Annotated in this window: 6 protein-coding genes; 2 read left to right on the top strand and 4 right to left on the bottom strand. The window is 64.7% G+C overall.

Translation table 11 applies throughout. The annotated features are described in order from the left end of the window. Positions 1-225: 225 nt before the first annotated feature. Complete coding sequence (locus tag SB756_RS00880) at positions 226-13,179, top strand: non-ribosomal peptide synthetase (protein WP_410909988.1); 12,954 nt, start codon at positions 226-228, stop codon at positions 13,177-13,179. Positions 13,180-13,294: 115 nt separating this feature from the next. Next, positions 13,295-14,419, top strand: a complete 1,125-nt coding sequence (locus SB756_RS00885; RefSeq protein ID WP_341796366.1) for an IS481 family transposase — start codon at positions 13,295-13,297, stop codon at positions 14,417-14,419. A gap of 206 nt (positions 14,420-14,625) precedes the next feature. Here SB756_RS00885 and SB756_RS00890 read toward each other — a convergent pair whose 3' ends face one another. From SB756_RS00890 to dsbD, 4 genes are all read right to left on the bottom strand, one after another. Continuing rightward, on the bottom strand, positions 14,626-15,447 hold the full coding sequence (locus SB756_RS00890; RefSeq protein WP_410909989.1) for an RHS repeat-associated core domain-containing protein: 822 nt from the start codon (positions 15,445-15,447) through the stop codon (positions 14,626-14,628). Positions 15,448-15,975: 528 nt separating this feature from the next. After that, positions 15,976-16,734 (bottom strand): thiol:disulfide interchange protein DsbG, encoded by a 759-nt coding sequence (gene dsbG / locus SB756_RS00895; protein ID WP_410909990.1) that lies wholly within the window; start codon positions 16,732-16,734, stop codon positions 15,976-15,978. Between the two features lies 1 nt (position 16,735). After that, positions 16,736-17,572, bottom strand: a complete 837-nt coding sequence (locus tag SB756_RS00900) for a TlpA disulfide reductase family protein (protein WP_016498658.1) — start codon at positions 17,570-17,572, stop codon at positions 16,736-16,738. After that, on the bottom strand, positions 17,572-19,287 hold the full coding sequence (dsbD, locus tag SB756_RS00905) for a protein-disulfide reductase DsbD (protein WP_410909991.1): 1,716 nt from the start codon (positions 19,285-19,287) through the stop codon (positions 17,572-17,574). The genes SB756_RS00900 and dsbD overlap by 1 nt, the downstream gene beginning before the upstream one ends. Positions 19,288-19,480 lie beyond the last annotated feature (193 nt).

A 19,480-nucleotide genomic window follows, 5' to 3' on the forward strand; every position in this document is an offset into this window, starting at 1 on the left:
GATAATGATTGTCAAATACGAAACGTAATTAGTATCTGTATCTTTCAGTTCTAAGCCCGCAGTGTGAAACGGTTCACCCTTGGCCCCTTCTGGCACCGCGTAATCCCCGCTAATTTCTGCCCCCGCCCATCCGTTCTCCTGTGTACATCCTCGGTCGCCACTCGCTGTCCGCCCACGTTCGCGGAGCAGCCGGCACGCCCCAACAGACACTGGCAGGAACACCCCATGACGGACGCCTTCGAACTCCCGCTCTCGCTGGTCCAGGCACTGGCGCAACGCGCCGCGCAGACCCCGGACAAGATCGCCTTGCGCTTTCTGGCCGACGCCCCCGGCGAGCAGGCCGTGCTCAGCTACCGGGACCTCGACCAGCGCGCACGCACCATCGCCGCCGCCTTGCAGGCCCGTGCCGGCTTCGGCGACCGTGCGGTGCTGTTGTTCCCCAGTGGTCCGGACTACGTGGCGGCGTTCTTCGGTTGCCTGTATGCCGGGGTGATCGCGGTGCCGGCTTACCCGCCGGAGTCTGCGCGTCAGCACCATCAGGAGCGTTTGCTGTCGATCATCGACGATGCCGAGCCGCGCCTGCTGCTGACGGTCGCGGCGTTGCACGGCAGCCTGCAAGGCCTGGAAGCGCTGGCGGCGGACAACGGCCCTGAACTGCTGGCGGTGGACGGCCTGGACCCGGCGCTGGCCGCGGACTGGCGCGAGCCCGCGCTGCAAGGTGATGACATCGCCTTCCTGCAGTACACCTCTGGTTCCACTGCGCTGCCCAAGGGCGTGCAGGTCAGCCATGGCAACCTGGTGGCCAACGAGCAGTTGATCCGCCAGGGCTTCGGCATCGACCTCAACCCCGACGACGTGATCGTCAGCTGGTTGCCGCTGTACCACGACATGGGCCTGATTGGCGGCCTGCTGCAGCCGATCTTCAGCGGCGTGCCGTGCGTGCTGATGTCGCCGGGTTATTTCCTGGCCCGGCCGCAGCGCTGGTTGCAGGCCATCAGCGAGTATGGCGGTACTATCAGCGGTGGCCCCGACTTTGCCTACCGCCTGTGCAGCGAGCGGGTCAGCGAGGCCTCGTTGGCCGGTCTCGACCTGAGCCGCTGGCGCGTGGCCTATTCCGGCTCCGAGCCGATCCGCCAGGACAGCCTGGCGACGTTCGCCGACAAGTTCCGGGCCTGCGGCTTCGACCCGCAGAGCTACTTCGCCAGCTACGGCCTGGCCGAAGCCACCCTGTTCGTCAGCGGCAGCCGCCGTGGCCAGGGCATCGCCGCGCTGGAACTGGACGCCGAAGCCTTCGCCGCCAACCGCGCCGAGCCGGGCAAAGGCAGCGTGCTGATGAGCTGCGGCTACCCGCAGCCCGGTCACGCGGTACGGGTCGTCGAGCCGCAGCACTTGCAGGTGCTGGGCGACAACCAGGTCGGCGAAATCTGGGCCGGTGGCCCGAGCATCGCCCTGGGTTACTGGCGCAACCCCGAAGCCAGTGCCCGCACCTTCGTTGAAATGGACGGGCAGACCTGGCTGCGCACCGGTGACCTGGGCTTCATGCGCGACGGTGAGGTGTTTGTCACCGGGCGCCTGAAAGACATGCTGATCGTGCGCGGCCAGAACCTGTACCCGCAGGACCTGGAAAAAACCCTCGAACGCGAAGTCGAGGTGCTGCGCAAAGGCCGGGTGGCCGTGTTTGCCGTCGAGCAGCAGGGCGAGGAGGGCATCGGCGTGGCGGTGGAGATCAGCCGCAACGTGCAAAAGGCAATCAAGCCCCAGGACCTGATCAAAACCCTGCGCCAAGTGATCGCCGACGCCTGCCGCCAGGCCCCGGCTGTGGTCCTGTTGCTGAACCCGGGCGCGCTGCCCAAGACCTCCAGTGGCAAGCTGCAGCGCTCGGCCTGCCGCCTGCGCATGGACGATGGCAGCCTGGACTGCTACGCCCGCTTTCCTGATGTGAGCGAAGCCGCTGCAAGCGCGGCTGCTGGCGATGAACTGCAAACACGCATCGCCGCCGTGTGGCGCGACATCCTCAAGCTGGAGGCGGTTGCAGCAGACGACCACTTCCTGCTGCTGGGCGGCAACTCCATCGCCGCCACCCAGGCCACCGCACGCCTGGCCGATGAGCTGGGCATCAACCTGAGCCTGCGCACCCTGTTCGAAGTGCCAGTGCTGGCTGATTACAGTAACGCCGTGGCCTCGATCATCGCTGAAGGCGCAGCCGGCACCGCCACCATCGCAACGCTGGAACGCGCCCAGGCCTTGCCCCAGTCGCTGGCGCAAAACCGCTTGTGGCTGATGTGGCAGCTGCAGCCACAATCGGCCGCCTACAACATCCCGGCCGGCCTGCAACTGCGCGGCGAGCTGGATGAAAGCGCCCTGGAAGCCGCCTTCCACATGCTGGTGGTGCGCCACGAATCCCTACGCACCGTATTCAGCGAAGAAAACGGCCTGGCCCTGCAACGCATTTTGCCGCACCAGCCGTTCAGCCTGCGCCGCCTGGGTCTCGAAGGCCAAACCCCCGAGCAGGTCAGCGCCGAGCGTGAAGCCGAAGCCCGTCAGCCGTTCGACCTGACCCAGGGCCCGTTGCTGCGGGTGACCCTGGCACGCCTGGACGACGAACACCACCAGCTGTGGGTGACCCTGCACCATATCGTCGCTGACGGTTGGTCGCTGAATATCCTGCTGGATGAATTTGCCAAGCTTTACGCCGCCCGCTGCCAAGGCCTTGAGGCCAACCTGGCGCCGCTGACCCTGGGTTACGCCGACTACGGCACCTGGCAGCGACAATGGCTGGCCGCCGGTGAAGCCGAGCGCCAACTGCAGTACTGGAAGGCACAGTTGGGCAATGAACTGCCGGTGCTTGACCTGTGCACCGACCACCCCCGCGCCAGCCAGCGCGAGTACAGTGCTGCGCGGTTCAACCTCAAGGTGCCTGCCAAGCTTGCCGAAGCCCTCAAGGGCCTGGCCCGCGAACAGCAGGCCAGCCTGTTCATGGTCCTGCTGGCCGGCTGGCAGGCGCTGTTGCACCGCTACAGCGGCCAGGCTGACATCCGCGTCGGTGTGCCCAACGCCAACCGCCCGCGCCTGGAAGCCCAAGGCATGGTCGGCTTCTTCATCAATACCCAGGTACTGTGCGCGCAGCTCGATGGCCGCCTGCCATTCGCGCAGTTGTTGGCCCAGGTGCGCCAGGCCACCCTCGCGGCGCAGGCTAACCAGGACCTGCCGTTCGAACAGCTGGTCGAAGCCCTGCCTGACGCCCGTGAGCAAGGCTTGTTCCAGGTCATGTTCAACCACCAGCAACGCGACCTGTCGGCCCTGCGCCGCCTGCCGGGGCTGTTGGCCGAGGAGCTGCCGTGGCACAGCCGCGAAGCCAAGTTCGACCTTCAGCTGCACAGCGAAGAAGATCATCAGGGCCGCCTGAGCCTGGCCTTCGACTATGCCGCAGAGCTGTTCGAAGCCAGCACCGTCAAACGTCTGGCCCATCACCTGCTGGCGCTGCTGGAGCAGGTGTGCGCCGCGCCGCAGCGGCCGCTGGGCGAAGTGCAATTGCTCGACGAGCCTGGCCGCGCGCAACTGTTGGGCTGGGGCCGCGCACCGGCTGCCGCGCCGCCAAGCCTGTTGGTCGAACAACTCAACGAACAGGCCCGCCGGACCCCTCAACGCACTGCACTGGCCTGGGACGGCGGCAGCCTCGACTACGCCGAACTGCACCAGCAGGCCAACCGCCTGGCCCAATACCTGCGCGACAAAGGCGTCGGCCCCGACACCTGCGTAGCCATTGCCATCGAGCGTTCGCCACAGTTGCTGGTTGGCCTGCTGGCCATCCTCAAGGCCGGCGGCGCCTACGTGCCGCTGGACGTCGACTACCCGGCCGAACGCCTGGCCTACATGCTCGCCGACTGCAACGCCGGCCTGCTGCTGAGCCACAGCAGCCTGCTGGGCAAGCTGCCGCAAGTCGACGGGGTCAGCGCCATTGCCCTCGACCAGTTGCACCTGGACAGCTGGCCCAGCCACGCGCCTGGCCTGCACCTGCACGGCGACAACCTGGCCTACGTGATCTACACCTCCGGCTCCACCGGCCAGCCGAAGGGCGTGGGCAATACCCATGCGGCGCTGGCCGAGCGCCTGCAGTGGATGCAGGCCACCTACGCGCTGAATGACAGCGATGTGCTGATGCAAAAGGCGCCGATCAGCTTCGATGTGTCAGTGTGGGAATGCTTCTGGCCGCTGGTAACCGGCTGCAAGCTTGTACTCGCCGGCCCCGGCGAACACCGCGACCCGCAGCGCATCGCCGCGCTGGTACAGGCCCATGGCGTGACCACGCTGCACTTCGTGCCGCCGCTATTGCAGGTGTTTGCCCAAGAGCCGCAGGCGGGCGCCTGCAGCAGCCTGCGCCGGGTGTTCTCCGGTGGCGAAGCATTGCCTGCGGCGCTGCGTGACCGCGTGCTGCAAGTGTTGCCGCAGGTGCAGTTGCACAACCGCTATGGCCCGACCGAAACCGCTATCAACGTCACCCATTGGCACTGCCAGGCGGCGGACGGCGAGCGCTCGCCCATCGGCCGCCCGTTGGGCAATGTGCTGTGCCGTGTGCTGGACGATGAGCTTGAACTGGCCGCCCCCGGTGTACCGGGCGAGTTGTACCTCGGTGGCGCGGGCCTGGCCCGTGGCTATCTGGGCCGCCCCGGCCTCACTGCCGAGCGCTTCGTGCCCCAGGCCGACGGCCATGGCGAGCGCCTGTACCGCAGCGGCGACCGCGCCCGCTGGCAGGTGCAGCTTGAGGCCCTGGAATACCTCGGTCGCCTCGACCAGCAGGTAAAAGTGCGGGGTTTCCGCGTCGAGCCAGAAGAAGTGCAGGCTTGCCTGTTGGCACAGCCGGGTGTGGAACAGGCGCTGGTGCAGATTCACAAGGACGCCGTTGGCGCGCAGCTGGTGGGTTACTACAGTGGCAGTGCACAGCCAGCCGAAGTCCTGGCCGTGCTGGCTGAGCAACTGCCCGCGTACATGGTGCCGGCCCAGCTTATCCCGTTGGCACAGCTGCCGCTGGGCCCCAGCGGCAAGGTCGACCGCAAGGCACTGCCGGCCCTGGTGTGGCAGCAACGCGAACATGTCGAGCCCCACACCGAGTTGCAGCAACAGGTCGCCGCCATCTGGCGTGAGGTGCTGAACCTGCCGCGCGTCGGCCTGCAGGACGACTTCTTCGCCCTGGGCGGGCACTCGCTGCTGGCCACTCAGATCGTCTCGCGCAGCCGCCAGGCCTGCGATGTCGAGCTGCCGCTCAAGGCGCTGTTCGAAGCCAGCGAACTGGGCGCTTTCTGTGCCGAGATCGCACGTATCCGCGCGGCCGGCGAGCGCAACCTGCAAGGCGCAATCGCCCGCGTCGACCGCCGTCAGGCGGTGCCGCTGTCGTATTCACAGCAGCGCATGTGGTTCCTCTGGCAAATGGAGCCGGACAGCCCGGCGTACAACGTCGGCGGCATGGCACGCCTGCGCGGCACCCTGCATGTGGACGCTTTCGAGCGTGCGCTGCAGGCGCTGATCGTGCGCCATGAAACCTTGCGCACCACCTTCCCCAGCGTCGACGGGGTGCCGTACCAGTGCGTGGCCGAAGACAGTGGCCTGCACCTCGACTGGCAGGACTTCAGTGCCTTGCCCATTGATGCCCGCCAGCAACACCTGCAACAACTTGCCGACGACCAGGCGCACCAGCCGTTCGACCTGGAGCGCGGCCCGCTGCTGCGCGCCTGCCTGGTCAAGGCTGACGAGCGCGAGCATTTCTTCGTGCTCACCCTGCACCACATCGTCACCGAAGGCTGGGCCATGGACATTTTCGCCCGCGAGCTAGGCGAACTGTACGAAGCCTTTGTCGATGACCGCGAGTCGCCGCTGGCGCCGCTGCCGGTGCAATACCTGGACTACAGCGTGTGGCAACGGCAATGGCTGGAAAGCGGCGAGGGCGCTCGTCAACTGGCCTACTGGAAGGACCGCCTGGGCGACGAGCACCCGGTGCTGGCGTTGCCTGCCGACCGCCCGCGCCCGGCAGTACAGAGCCACCGCGGCGAGCTCTACCGCTTTGAACTCGACCCGGCGCTGGTCGCCCGCGTGCATGCCTTCAACAGCCAGCGCGGCCTGACCTTGTTCATGACCATGACCGCCACCCTGGCCGCCTTGCTGCACCGCTACAGCGGCCAGCGTGACCTGCGCATCGGCGCGCCGGTGGCCAACCGCATCCGCCCGGAAAGCGAAGGCCTGATTGGCGCATTTCTCAATACCCAGGTGCTGCGCTGCGAGCTGGATGGCCAGATGACCGCCAACGCACTGCTGGAGCAGATGCGCCAGGCAGCCATCGAAGGCCAGTCGCACCAGGACCTGCCGTTCGACCAGTTGGTGGAGGCGTTGCAACCGCCGCGCAGCAGCGCTTACAACCCGCTGTTCCAGGTGATGTGCAACGTGCAGCGCTGGGCTTTCCAGCAAAGCCGCACACTGGCCGGCATGCAGGTGGATTACCTGCTCAATGACGCCAGTGCCACCAAGTTCGACCTGTACCTGGAGGTCACCGACCTCGACGGCCGCCTGGGTTGTTGCCTGACCTACAGCCGCGACCTGTTCGACGAACCCCGCATAGCGCGCATGGCCGAGCACTGGCAGCAGCTGCTGGTCAGCCTGCTAGACAACCCGCAGCAGCGCCTGTGCGAGCTGCCGATGCTGAGCAGCGCCGAACAGCAGGTGCTGGCGGGCCAGTTGCAGGGCGAGCAGGACTTCGACCTCGACCAGACCCTGCACGGCCTGTTCGCCGCCCAGGCGGCCCGCACACCACAGGCTGGCGCGCTGACCTTCGCCGGCCAGCACATGAGCTATGCCGAGCTCGACCAGCAGGCCAACCGCCTGGCCCGTGCCCTGCGTGAGCGTGGCGTCGGCCCGCAGGTGCGCGTGGGCCTGGCACTGGAGCGCTCGCTGGAAATGGTCGTCGGCCTGCTGGCCATCCTCAAGGCCGGCGGCGCCTACGTGCCGCTTGACCCCGAGTACCCGCTCGACCGCTTGCGCTACATGATCGAAGACAGCCGCATCGGCCTGCTGCTCAGCCAGCGTGAGCTGTTGCAAACCCTGGGCGAGCTGCCCGAGGGCGTGGCCCGCTGGAGCCTGGAGGACGATGCCGCCAGCCTGTCGGCCTACAGCGATGCGCCGCTGGACAACCTCAACCTGCCGCAGCATCAGGCGTACCTGATCTACACTTCCGGCTCCACCGGCAAGCCCAAGGGCGTGGTGGTCAGCCATGGTGAGTTCGCCATGCATTGCCAGGCGGTCATCGCCGCGTTCGGCATGCGCAGCGATGATTGCGAGCTGCATTTCTATTCGATCAACTTCGACGCTGCCAGCGAGCGCCTGTGGGTGCCGTTGCTGTGCGGTGCCCGCGTGGTGCTGCGCGCCCAGGGGCAGTGGGGCGCCGAGGACATCTGCCAGCTGGTGCGCGAGCAGCAGGTGAGCATCCTGGGCTTTACCCCCAGCTACGGTAGCCAGCTGGCGCAATACCTGGGCGGGCAGGGCGAGCAACTGCCGGTGCGCCTGGTGATCACCGGTGGCGAAGCGCTGACCGGCGAGCACCTGCAGCGTATTCGCCAGGCCTTTGCGCCGCAGCAGTTCTTCAACGCCTACGGCCCGACCGAAACCGTGGTCATGCCGCTGGCCTGCCTGGCGCCAGAGGCGTTGCCTGCAAACCTTGGCAGTGTGCCGATTGGCCATGTCATCGGTAGCCGCTCGGCCTACATCCTCGACGAAGACCTGGCCCTGTTGCCGCAAGGTGGCATCGGTGAGCTGTATGTCGGCGGCGCCGGGCTGGCTCAGGGGTATCACGACCGGCCGGGCCTGAGCGCCGAGCGATTCGTCGCGGACCCGTTCAGCGCCGAAGGGGGCCGCTTGTATCGCACGGGCGACCTGGTGCGCCTGGGCACTGACGGCCTTGTCGAGTACGTCGGCCGTGCCGACCAGCAGGTGAAAATTCGCGGTTTCCGCATCGAACTGGGCGAGATCGAGAGCCGCTTGCAGGCGCATGCCGATGTCGACGAGGCCGTGGTGCTGGCCTTGGATCTACCGGGCGGCAAGCAGCTGGTGGGTTACCTGTTGTGCAAGCAGGCCACGGCTGGCAGCGAGGCGCAAAGCCAGCTGCGTGAAGCCGTGAAGGCTGATGCCCGCCAGCACCTGCCGGATTACATGGTGCCGGCGCATCTGGTGTTGCTCGACAGCTTGCCGCTGATGGGTAACGGCAAGCTCGACCGCCGTGCGCTGCCACTGCCAGACCTGGAGCAGGCGCGTCAACAGTACCAGCCCCCCGGCAACGAGGTGGAAGCGCAACTGGCGCAGATCTGGCGCGACGTGCTCAACGTTGCCCGGGTAGGGGTGCAGGATAACTTCTTCGAACTGGGCGGCGACTCGATCCTGTCGATCCAGGTGGTCAGCCGGGCCCGTCAGGCCGGCTTGCAATTCACCCCGCGCGACCTGTTCCAGCACCAGACCATCCAGACCCTGGCGGCCGTGGTTCGGTACAGCGAAGCCGCGAGCAGCATCGAGCAGGGCTTGCGCCAAGGCCAGACCGGCCTGACGCCGATCCAGCACTGGTTCTTCGACAGTGAAGTGCCACAGCCGCAGCACTGGAACCAGGCGGTGCTGCTGGAAGCTCGCCAACCATTGGATGAGGCCGCACTTGGCCAGGCATTGGCTGCGCTGGTGCAGCACCACGACAGCCTGCGCCTGCGCTTCGACGAGGCCCGTGGCCGCTGGCAGGCCGAATACGCCCAGCCTGACGCGAGGCAATTGCTGTGGACCGCCACCGTGGCCGATTTTGCCGATTGTCAGGCGCTGTACACCGACCTGCAGCGCAGCCTCGACCTGCAGCAAGGCCCGCTGCTGCGCGCCTTGCTGGTGCGGGACGGGCAAGGCAGCCAGCGTTTGTTGGTGGCGATCCATCACCTGGTGGTCGATGGCGTGTCCTGGCGGGTGCTGCTGGAAGACCTGCAGGCGCTTTACCGTGGCCAACCGCTACCGGCCAAGACTCACAGCATGGGCGACTGGGCCGCGCGCTTGGCCAGCTACGCCGGCAGCGATTCGCTGCGGGACGAACTGGGCTGGTGGCAAAGCCAGCTGGGCGGCGTGCGCCGCGAACTGCCGTGCGATCATCCGCAGGGTGGCAACCTGCACCGCCACGCCCATACCCTGGCCATCGGCCTGGACGTGGAGCAGACCCGGCAATTGCTGCAACAGGCTCCGGCGGCCTACCACACCCAGGTCAACGACCTGCTGCTGACTGCACTGGCGCGGGCGCTGTGCCGCTGGAGCGGCGATGAGGAAGTGCTGGTGCAGCTTGAAGGCCACGGCCGTGACGGGCTGTTCGAAGACATGGACCTGACCCGCAGCGTCGGCTGGTTCACCAACGCCTATCCACTGAGCCTGCGCCCGCTGGCAGGCGAACACGAGGCGGCGCGGGCCGGCTCGATCAAGCGCATCAAGGAACAACTGCGCCAGGTGCCGCACAAGGGCTTGGGTTACGGGGTGCTGCGCTACCTCGCCGACCCGGCCTGGCGCGAACAGATGGCAGCCTTGCCGCAGGCGCGTATCACCTTCAACTACCTGGGCCAGTTCGACCAGCAATTCGACAGTGCGGCGCTGTTCCAGCCACTGGAGGCACCGGCCGGTCTGGCGCATGACCTCGACGCACCGCTGCCAAACTGGCTGAGCGTCGATGGCCAGGTGTACGGCGGCGCCTTGCAACTGCGCTGGACCTTCAGCGCCGAGCGCTATGACCCGCAGACCATCGCCCGCCTGGCCGAGGCCTATCGCCAGGAGTTGCTGGCGCTGGTCGCGCATTGCCTGGCCGATGGCAACGGCAGCTTCACCCCGTCGGACTTCCCGCTGGCGCACCTGACCCAGGAGCAGATCGACGCATTGCCGGTACCGGCTGCGCAGATCGAGGACGTTTTCCCGCTGACGCCAATGCAGGAAGGCATGCTGCTGCACACCCTGCTGGAGCCGGGCACCGGCCTCTACTACATGCAGGACCGCTACCGCATCAACAGCGCCCTGGACCCTGAACGTTTCGCCCAGGCCTGGCAGGCGGTAGTGGCGCGCCACGAAGCGTTGCGCGCCTCGTTCAGCTGGAACAGCGGCGAGGCGATGCTGCAGATCATCCACAAACCGGGCAACCTCGCGGTGGACTACCAGGACTGGCGCGGCCTTGCTGACGACGCCCAGGAGCAGCGCCTGCAAGGCCTGCACAAGCAGGAGCGCGAGGCCGGGTTTGCCCTGCTCAGTGAAGCACCGTTCCACCTGCGCCTGGTACGCGTGGCCGACGAGCGCTACTGGTTCATGATGAGCAACCACCACATCCTGATCGATGCCTGGTGCCGCTCGCTGCTGATGAACGATTTCTTCGAGGTCTACCAAGCCCTCGGCGAAGGCCGTCAGGCCCAGTTGCCGGTGCCGCCGCGTTACCGCGATTACATCGGCTGGTTGCAGCGCCAGGGCCTGGACGACGCACGCGCCTGGTGGCAGGCCAACCTGGCCGGCTTCGAGCGCGCCACGGCCATCCCCAGCGACCGCCCGCTGCGCCATGACCACGCCGGTAGCGGCATGATCGTCGGCGATTGCTACACCCGCCTGGAGGTAAGTGATGGCGTGCGCCTGCGCGAACTGGCCCAGGCTCACCAGCTTACCGTCAACACCTTCGCCCAGGCGGCCTGGGCGCTGGTGCTGGCGCGCTACAGTGGCGACCGCGATGTGGCCTTTGGCGTGACCGTGGCCGGGCGCCCGGTGAGCATGCCGCAGATGCAGCGCACCGTTGGCCTGTTCATCAACAGCGTTGCCCTGCGTGTGCAGTTGCCCGTATCGGGTGAGCGTTGCAGTGTGCGCCAGTGGTTGCAGGGCCTGCTGCAAAGCAACATGGAGCTGCGCGAGTACGAGTACCTGCCGCTGGTGGCGATCCAGGAGTGCAGCGAGCTGCCCAAGGGCCAGCCGCTGTTCGACAGCCTGTTCGTGTTCGAGAACGCGCCGGTGGAAACCGCCGTGCTCGACCACGCCCAGCACCTGAACGCCAGCTCCGACTCGGGCCGTACCCACACCAACTTCCCGTTGACGGCGGTGTGCTACCCGGGTGATGACCTGGGCCTGCACCTGTCGTTTGACCAGCGTTACTTTGATTACCCGACCGTCGAGCGCCTGCTGGCCGAGTTCAAGCGCCTGCTGCTGGCGCTGGTGCAGGGCTTCGATGGAGAGGTGAGCGCGCTGCCTCTGATGGGGGCAGACGAACAGCGCTTCCTGCTGGAAGACTGCAACCGCACCGAGCGGGCTTATCCGCTGGAGCAGAGCTACATCGCGCAGTTCGAAGCGCAGGTGGCTGCGCACCCTGAACGTACTGTGGCCCGCTGCCTGGAGGCCTCCTATGACTACGCCGGGCTGAACCTGGCGGCCAACCGCCTGGGCCACGCCTTGATCTCGGCCGGCGTAAAGGTGGACCAGCCGGTGGCGTTGCTGGCCGAGCGCGGGTTGCCGCTGCTGGGCATGATCGTTGGCAGCTTCAAGGCGGGCGCCGGCTATCTGCCGCTGGACCCGGGGCTGCCGGCTGCGCGCCTGCAAAGCATCATCCAGCTCAGCCGTACCCCGGTGCTGGTGTGCAGCGCGGCCTGTGCCGAGCAAGGCCGGCAGTTGCTGGGTGAGCTGGACGTTGCGGTACGGCCACAACTGCTGGTGTGGGAAGACACCCAGGCCAGCCAGGTTGCCAGCCACAACCCAGGCATCCACAGTGGCCCGGACAACCTTGCCTATGTGATCTACACCTCCGGCTCGACCGGCCTGCCAAAAGGGGTGATGGTCGAGCAGCGCGGCATGCTCAACAACCAGTTGAGCAAGGTGCCGTATCTGGCGTTGAGCAATCAGGACGTCATTGCCCAGACAGCTTCACAAAGCTTCGACATTTCGGTGTGGCAGTTCCTTGCCGCGCCGCTGTTCGGCGCCAGGGTCGAGATCGTGCCCAATGCCATCGCCCATGATCCGCAGGGCCTGCTGGCGCATGTGCAAGCCACCGGCATCACCGTGCTGGAAAGCGTGCCGTCGCTGATCCAGGGCATGCTGGCCAACGACCACCAGGCCCTCGACGGCCTGCGCTGGATGCTGCCGACCGGCGAGGCCATGCCACCTGAGCTGGCCTCGCAGTGGTTGCAGCGGTACCCGCAAATCGGCCTGGTCAACGCCTACGGCCCGGCAGAATGCTCCGATGATGTGGCGTTCTTCCGCGTCGATGCCGCATCGACCCAAGGCAGCTACCTGCCGATTGGCACGCCGACCGACAACAACCGCCTATACCTGTTCGGCGAGGAGCAGGCGCTGGTGCCGCTGGGCGCGGTGGGCGAGCTGTGCGTGGCGGGTACCGGCGTGGGCCGTGGCTATGTCGGCGATCCGGTGCGCACTGCCCTGGCGTTCATCCCACACCCCCATGGTGCCGCGGGCGAGCGCCTGTACCGCACCGGTGACCTGGCGCGCCAGCGCCCGGACGGTGTGCTGGAGTACGTCGGGCGCATCGACCACCAGGTGAAGATTCGCGGCTACCGCATCGAACTGGGCGAAATCGAAGCCCGCCTGCACGAGCAGGCCGAGATTCGTGATGCGGCGGTGGGCGTGCAGGAAGGCGTCAACGGCAAGCACCTGGTCGGTTACCTGGTGGCACACCAGGGTATCGCCGCCGATGCCGCATTGCTGGAGCAGATCAAGCAGCGCCTGCGTGCCGAGTTGCCGGAGTACATGGTGCCGCTGCACTGGGGTTGGTTCGACAGCCTGCCGCACAACGCCAACGGCAAACTCGACCGCAAGGCGCTGCCGGCCATCGACATTGGCGGCCAGCACAGCCAGGCCTATCAGGCGCCGCGCAATGAGCTGGAGGAGGTGCTGGCGGGTATCTGGGCCGATGTGCTCAAAGCCGAGCGGGTGGGGGTGCACGACAACTTCTTCGAGCTGGGCGGGCATTCGCTGCTGGCCACGCAGATCGCTTCGCGGGTGCAGAAGCAGCTGCAACTGAACGTGCCGCTGCGGGCGATGTTCGAGTGCAGCACGGTGGAGGAGCTGGCCGAGTATGTGCAGGGGTTGCAGGGCAGTGCGCTGGATGACGACAAGGTCGACCGGCTCAGTGACCTGATGGCGGAACTGGAGGGGCTGTGATGGGCAGGGGCGCTTGGTGCCCCTTTCACAGGGTGTAGAGACCGGACACATGGTGGACACGTGTACGGAGACATGGTTGACACTTTCTGGTAGCCCACTTGCCAGGATTTTCACCATGCCTTGGAACGTGAGAAACGCCATGAGCCTGAAAGAAGAGTTCGTATCCCTGGCGCGACAACCGGATGCCAATATTCGAGCGTTATGCCGACACTTCAGTATCAGCCCTCAAACCGGATACAAATGGCTGCGCCGTTTTGAAGAAGGCGGCTCGGCCGCTTTACAAGAGCGATCTCGGCGGCCGGCTAGCAGCCCTCGCTTGACCGAGGCTAGCTTGGAAGCCCAAGTCGTAGCCCTTCGACAGGAGCATCCGGCCTGGGGCGGACGCACCATCAGCAACCTGCTGAGCAAGGGTATTGCCCCCAGTACCGTCACTAACGTGTTGCACCGTCATGAACTGATCCAGAGTCCTGAAAAGACGCGAGAGGCGCGGCTTAGGTTTGAACACGATGCGCCCAACGATCTCTGGCAGATGGACTTCAAAGGCCACTTCGCCCTGCAGCAAGGCCGGTGCCACCCGCTGACCATTCTTGACGATCACTCCCGCTTCAACTTGGCCATTCATGCTTGCGATAACGAGCGAGGAGCGACGGTCAGGGCTAAAATGATCGAGGTCTTCCAGCGCTATGGCCTACCGGTACGAATCAACGTCGATAATGGTGCTCCCTGGGGTTCGCCGCGCAACCCTGGAGAGGTGACAGAACTAAGTATCTGGTTGATTCAGTTGGGAATAAGGATCAGTTTTAGTCGCCCGTACCACCCTCAGACGAATGGCAAGATTGAGCGTTTCCACCGCTCCTTGAAGGCTGAAGTACTCGATGGTCGGCAGTTCTCGACCCTGGAACAAGCCCAAACGGCGTTTGATCGATGGCGTGAAATTTACAACCTACAGCGACCCCACCAGGCTTTGGGGTACCAAGTACCGATGGCCAGATATCACACCAGCCCGTGGGCCTACCCCAATCGGCTTGAGGAGTTTGAATATGGGCCGGACGATATCCTCGCCAAGGTTTATCACAGTCGCTTCCGCTTCCAGAAACGCTATTTCAGCATCGCAAAAGGCCTGGTTGGGCATACTGTAGCGATTCGCCCTGGGCGGGATGGCGGGGACATGTTCGATGTCTATTTTTGCCATCAGCGGCTGCGAACCATCGACGTAAATAAACCTGATTACGGACCATAATGTGTCAACCATGTCTCCGTACACGTGTCAGCGATGTGTCCGGTCTCTACAACAGGGTCAAAGTACCTGAGGAAGTCGCATAATACGCTTGCTGGATATGGCTGAACCCAAGGCTATTTCAGCCCGGGTCAGACGGCCTATGCTGACTTGATGCGGGAAGCCTTGACAGACCAGTGTTAACCATTAAACGAATGCCCCAAAAACTTTTAAAATGGCGCCTCATAAGGTCGAGGCCGCACTATCGGTCCAACCCGCGCCTCCCGGACGATAAATAAGTCATATCCCGATTCCCGAATAGCAATTTGCATTTTTTCATAAGGTTGCTGGGCGGCATGCGAAAAGTCGAAATGCTTCCCAGGTGTGAGGCGGGCCATATTTGGGGTATATACGTTATACGATTGTCCTCCGTCGCCGGAACCGAACATTGACCACGACGAATCCACTGCAACATAAAATCCACGCCCAAGCTCCTGATACCCATCGCGTGATTTTATAAATTTCGGGTCAAGCGATTTCAGTAAGCCCTTTTTATTAGGGGTTGAAGAACCGTGAATACCTATCCGGTCCCACCCCGGTGGAATTTCATCAACGGCTGGGCTGGCTACTAGCGAACGGGCCGAGCCAAACTCATGTCGCCTTCCCAAAGTTCTTTTATAGTTAGACATATTTTCATTAAACTCCTCCAGGTTTATTTCAAATCTTGTCTTACTTTTGTGTAGGCTTGGGAACATAGTTCGAAGCCTAATGATATTCCAGGATTGCACCGGGGTTCGCCCATCGGGATCAGATAAATTTATCGGGTCGCACAGGCAATAACAATACGGGTTAAGACCTCCAGATCCGAAAGGGCTCACAGCATCTGGAGAAGTGAAGCGCATCAAGGCTGGGTTAAAAAATCGATAGCCAGCGCCCAGTGCATAATTATAAGTTACTGGGTCAGATCGCTCCCCATTAAATCCAGTAGCAGCCATCTGCATTGGCGCAGGGGGGCAATAACCATATGGCGAATAGGCAATAGCGTGGGTCATGCTGTTCTTCTTGAATATGTGCCTGGCAATCGACATGGCGGTGTTCTCCAAGCTTGACACTCTGCTTGTAAGTATTGCATTGCAGAAGGGTAATGAAAACTAGCAAAAATAATAGGTTCAATAATTGCGCGATGCTCGAGTGTGGCGCGCTGGATAGCACAGACTTTGCCCGTGTTCGCGGGTAAACCCGCTCCTACACCCGACCGCGCAGGCCTTTCGAATTTAGAGCAAGACAGTTGTTCCTACATCTACAGCGTATGTCTTGCGGCAGGCTAGTAGCCTTGCGATCACATGCCTGGCGCAAAATCCCGCCGTTAGCACGAACCCCCGTAGGAGCGGGTTCACCCGCGAACACCGGCGTAGCCGGTGCCATGCCCCGCGTCGCCTGCTTCGCGGGTATGAACCCTTTGATACAGCCAACCTTTTCAGCGCTGAACACCTCAAAAAGCTTGACCACTCACATATCAAGGAGCGAACTTCGCGCGCGATGCGCTCGATCTGTGTATCACAGCAACATTCAAGAGAAGCCTAGCGCTTGCCCAGAATCTTCCCCAGCATCTCCGGCCGTGGTGCCCCTTGCTGGCTTTGCAGGTTGCCTTGCTCATCTTGGTAGAAAATGGCCGGGGTCGCCTGCAACCCCATCTCTTCCATCAACGCCATGTTCACCGCCAGCTTCTGTTGCACAGCCTCTGGCACCTGTTCCAGCGCCTTCAGGGTGCTGGCCTTACCGGCCTTCTCGTGCTGTTGCAGTGCCTTGGCCGGGTCTTTCGCCGCCAGCAGCGCCGCCGACTTGCCCGGGCTGTCTTCGCGGATGATGCCGACCATGATATGGCGCAACTGCACCTTGCCCGACTTCACCCAGGGCCGCGCCTGTTCCCAGAACATGTTGCAGTACGGGCAGTTCGGGTCGCTGAACAGGTACACCTTGCGCGGCGCATCGGCCTTGCCGTCGGCGATCCACGCGGTCTTTTCCATTTTCGCCCAGATTTCCTTGCTCATCGGCGCGTATACCAGCTTTTGCAGCGGCTCGGCGCTCAGGTCCTTGCCCTGTTCGTCGAACAGGCTGCCGACCAGCACGTGCTTGCCGTCAGGGGTCAGGTACAGGGCCAGGGCGTTGTTCTGGTACTCGGCGGCATAACCGCGCAGGCCGTTGGGCGCATCGAAGCTGCCCTTGATCACGGCGCCCTTGGCTTGCAGCTGCTGAACTGCTTTGGGCAGTTCTTCGGCCTGCAGGGCAGGGGAGGCCAGCAGGGCCAGGGACAGGGGCAGCAGTGCAGTCAATCGCATGTCAGTTTCCTTGTGCGGCAGGGGCGGGCGCAATGGCCCGGTCGAAAGGTTCCAGGGCGTGGCGCAGGCTGGCCCGGGACAGCTCGCCCAGGTGGCTGCCAACCAGCCGCCCGTTGGCGTCGTAGAACAGGGTGGTGGGCAAGGCCATGGAACCGACGCGCTGGGCCAGCAGGCCGGTGCCGTCGAACAGCACGTGGGTCAGGCTCAGGCCGGTGGTGGCGAGGAAGGTGCTGACGTTCTCCGGAGTTTCGCCCTGGTTGACGAACAGGAAGGTCACGTGCGGGTAATCGCTTTGTGCCTGTTGCAGCACTGGCATCTCACGCCGACACGGTGGGCACCAGGTGGCCCAGATGTTGATGACCAGCGGCTTGCCGCGGTAACTGTGCAGCGCCACCGGTTGGCCACCAGCGTTTCGCAGGCTCAGTTCAGGCAGCTCGGTGCCTTTGCTGTACAAGTGTCCGCCGAAGCTGGCCAGGCCCCAGAACAGCGCGCCACTGAACAATGCCCAGCCCAACGGGCGGCGCAGGCCCGGTTGACGCCAGCCCTGCCACACCGCACCGAGGACGATGCCGGCAAGGCCCGACCAGAGCAGGAAGCCGCCGTCGCGGATGTCGATCATTTGCAACGGCTCATCACGGTACATCGGCCAATAGGCCAGCACGAAGCCGGCACGGGCGCACAGCAGGCCGATCAGGAACAGGTTGAACAGCGCCGATTCCGGGCTTTCGCCGCCACGCCGGGCGACCCACCAGCCGACCACGCTGGCGATCACCAGGGCGGTGAGCATCAGCAGGTGGTTGAGGGCCATGGTCAGTGGCCCGAGGGTTACGGTCAACATCAGCCTTGGCTCCTGGTCTGGGCCCAGTGTTGCTGGAACGCGGCGGCATCCACTTCACCGGTAATGCGCCGCGCGCGGCGTTCGTCGCCTTCCGGGCCGATCCAGATGATGCTGGGCGGGCCGGGTACCTGGTAGCGCTGCAGCAGGGCTTTGCTGGCCGGCGTGTCGGCGGTGACGTCCAGGCGCAGCAGGTGCACGCCGGCCAGGCCGGCCTGTACGTCGCCACGGGCGAACACCTGTTTTTCCATGACCTTGCACGACACGCACCAGTCGGCATAGTAGTCGAGCATCACCCATTGGCCACGGGCCTTGGCCGCATCCAGTTCACGTTGCAGGTCTTCAGGGCGGCTGACCGTGACGAAGCTGTCTTCGGCATGCTGGGCAGCAACGGCCCCGGTACCCCCACCGGTGAACGGGCGCAGCGGCTGCCAGAGGTCATCGCCACCGGCGGCGGCACCGACCAGCAACAGGCTGCCCCACAAGGCACCCAGCAGCGGTACTGCGCGCAATGCTGGCAGGCGCTGCAGGGCGGGCCATGTGGCCCAGGCCAGGGCGATCAACCAGCCGCCACTCAGTGCCAGCAGCAGCGTGGCGGGCAACAGGCTACGCACGGTGTACAAGGCCATGGCCAGGAACACGAAGCCGAACACGCCCTTGACCCGGTCCATCCAGGCGCCTGGGCGCGGCAAGTAACGGTTGCCCAGGGTCACCAGCAACAGCAGCGGCACGCCCATGCCCAGGCCCAGGCTGAACAGCACCAGTGCCCCTTGCAGCACGTCGCCGCTCTGGGCGATGTACAGCAGCGCGCCGGCCAACGGCGCGGTCATGCATGGGCCCAGCAGCAGGCCGGACAACGCCCCGAGCAGCGCCGCGCCATACAGGTTGCCGCCCCGGGTGCCTTGCCCGGCGCGGTCAAGGCGGTCGCGCAGGGCGGCGGGCAGTTGCAGTTCGAAGGCGCCAAACATAGGCAGGGCCAGCAGCACGAACAGCCCCGCCAGGCTGCCCAGCAGCCAGGGTTGCTGCAGCCAGGCCTGCAGGCTGGCACCCAGCAGTGCGGCGACCACGCCCAGGGCGGCGTACACCAGTGCCATGCTCAGCACATACACCCCGGCCAGCAGCCAGCCGCGTCGGGCGCTGGCGCCATTGCCCAGCACCAGCCCGGCAAGGATCGGCAGCATCGGGAGCGAGCAGGGGGTAAAGGCCAGCAGCAGCCCAAGGCCGAAGAACGCCAGCAGGCTCCAGGCCAGGTGGCCCTGTTGCAGGCCACTGGCCAGAGCCTGGTCGCTGGCTTGCTCGGCGGCGGGTGCCACACTGCCGCCCAGGTCAATCAGGGTGGTCTGCGGGGGGTAGCACAGGCCGGCGTCGGCGCAGCCTTGCCAGCCCAGGCGCAACTGGCCCTGGGCATTGGCCGGCAGCAGCAGTTCGAGCTGGTCGCGGTACACCGCACTGTCACCAAAGAATTCGTCATGGTGGTTGAGCGCCGGCGGCAATTGCGGGTGCTGCCCGGCAGGCAGGCCATCGAACTTCAGGCGCTTCTGGTACAGGTAGTAGCCCTGCTTGATCTGGAAGTACAGGCGCATCTGGCCGTCGGCCTGGCGGTCGTGGGTAAGCACAAAGGCCTGGTCGACCGGCAGGAAGTCCGGTTTTACATCGAACGGGTTGGCCTGCAACGGGCCGGCCAGAAGCAGTGTCAGGAAGAGCAGGAGGACGCGCATGTCTTCGCCTTGGCAGATCTAGGAATGGGGCCATGCTGGCTGGGGTTGATTAAATGAAGGTTAACTCTGGTTTTTGGTCTGCCAGCCCCACCCAATGCCACCCATCATCCCAGACACACCGCGACATATTGTCGGCTTGACTTTGCCAATCCCCACACACTTCCTGTAAAGTTGACGTACAAGTCAGCTTTTC

The organism is Pseudomonas sp. SIMBA_068 (assembly GCF_046534705.1).
Classification (GTDB): Bacteria; Pseudomonadota; Gammaproteobacteria; order Pseudomonadales; family Pseudomonadaceae; genus Aquipseudomonas; species Aquipseudomonas putida.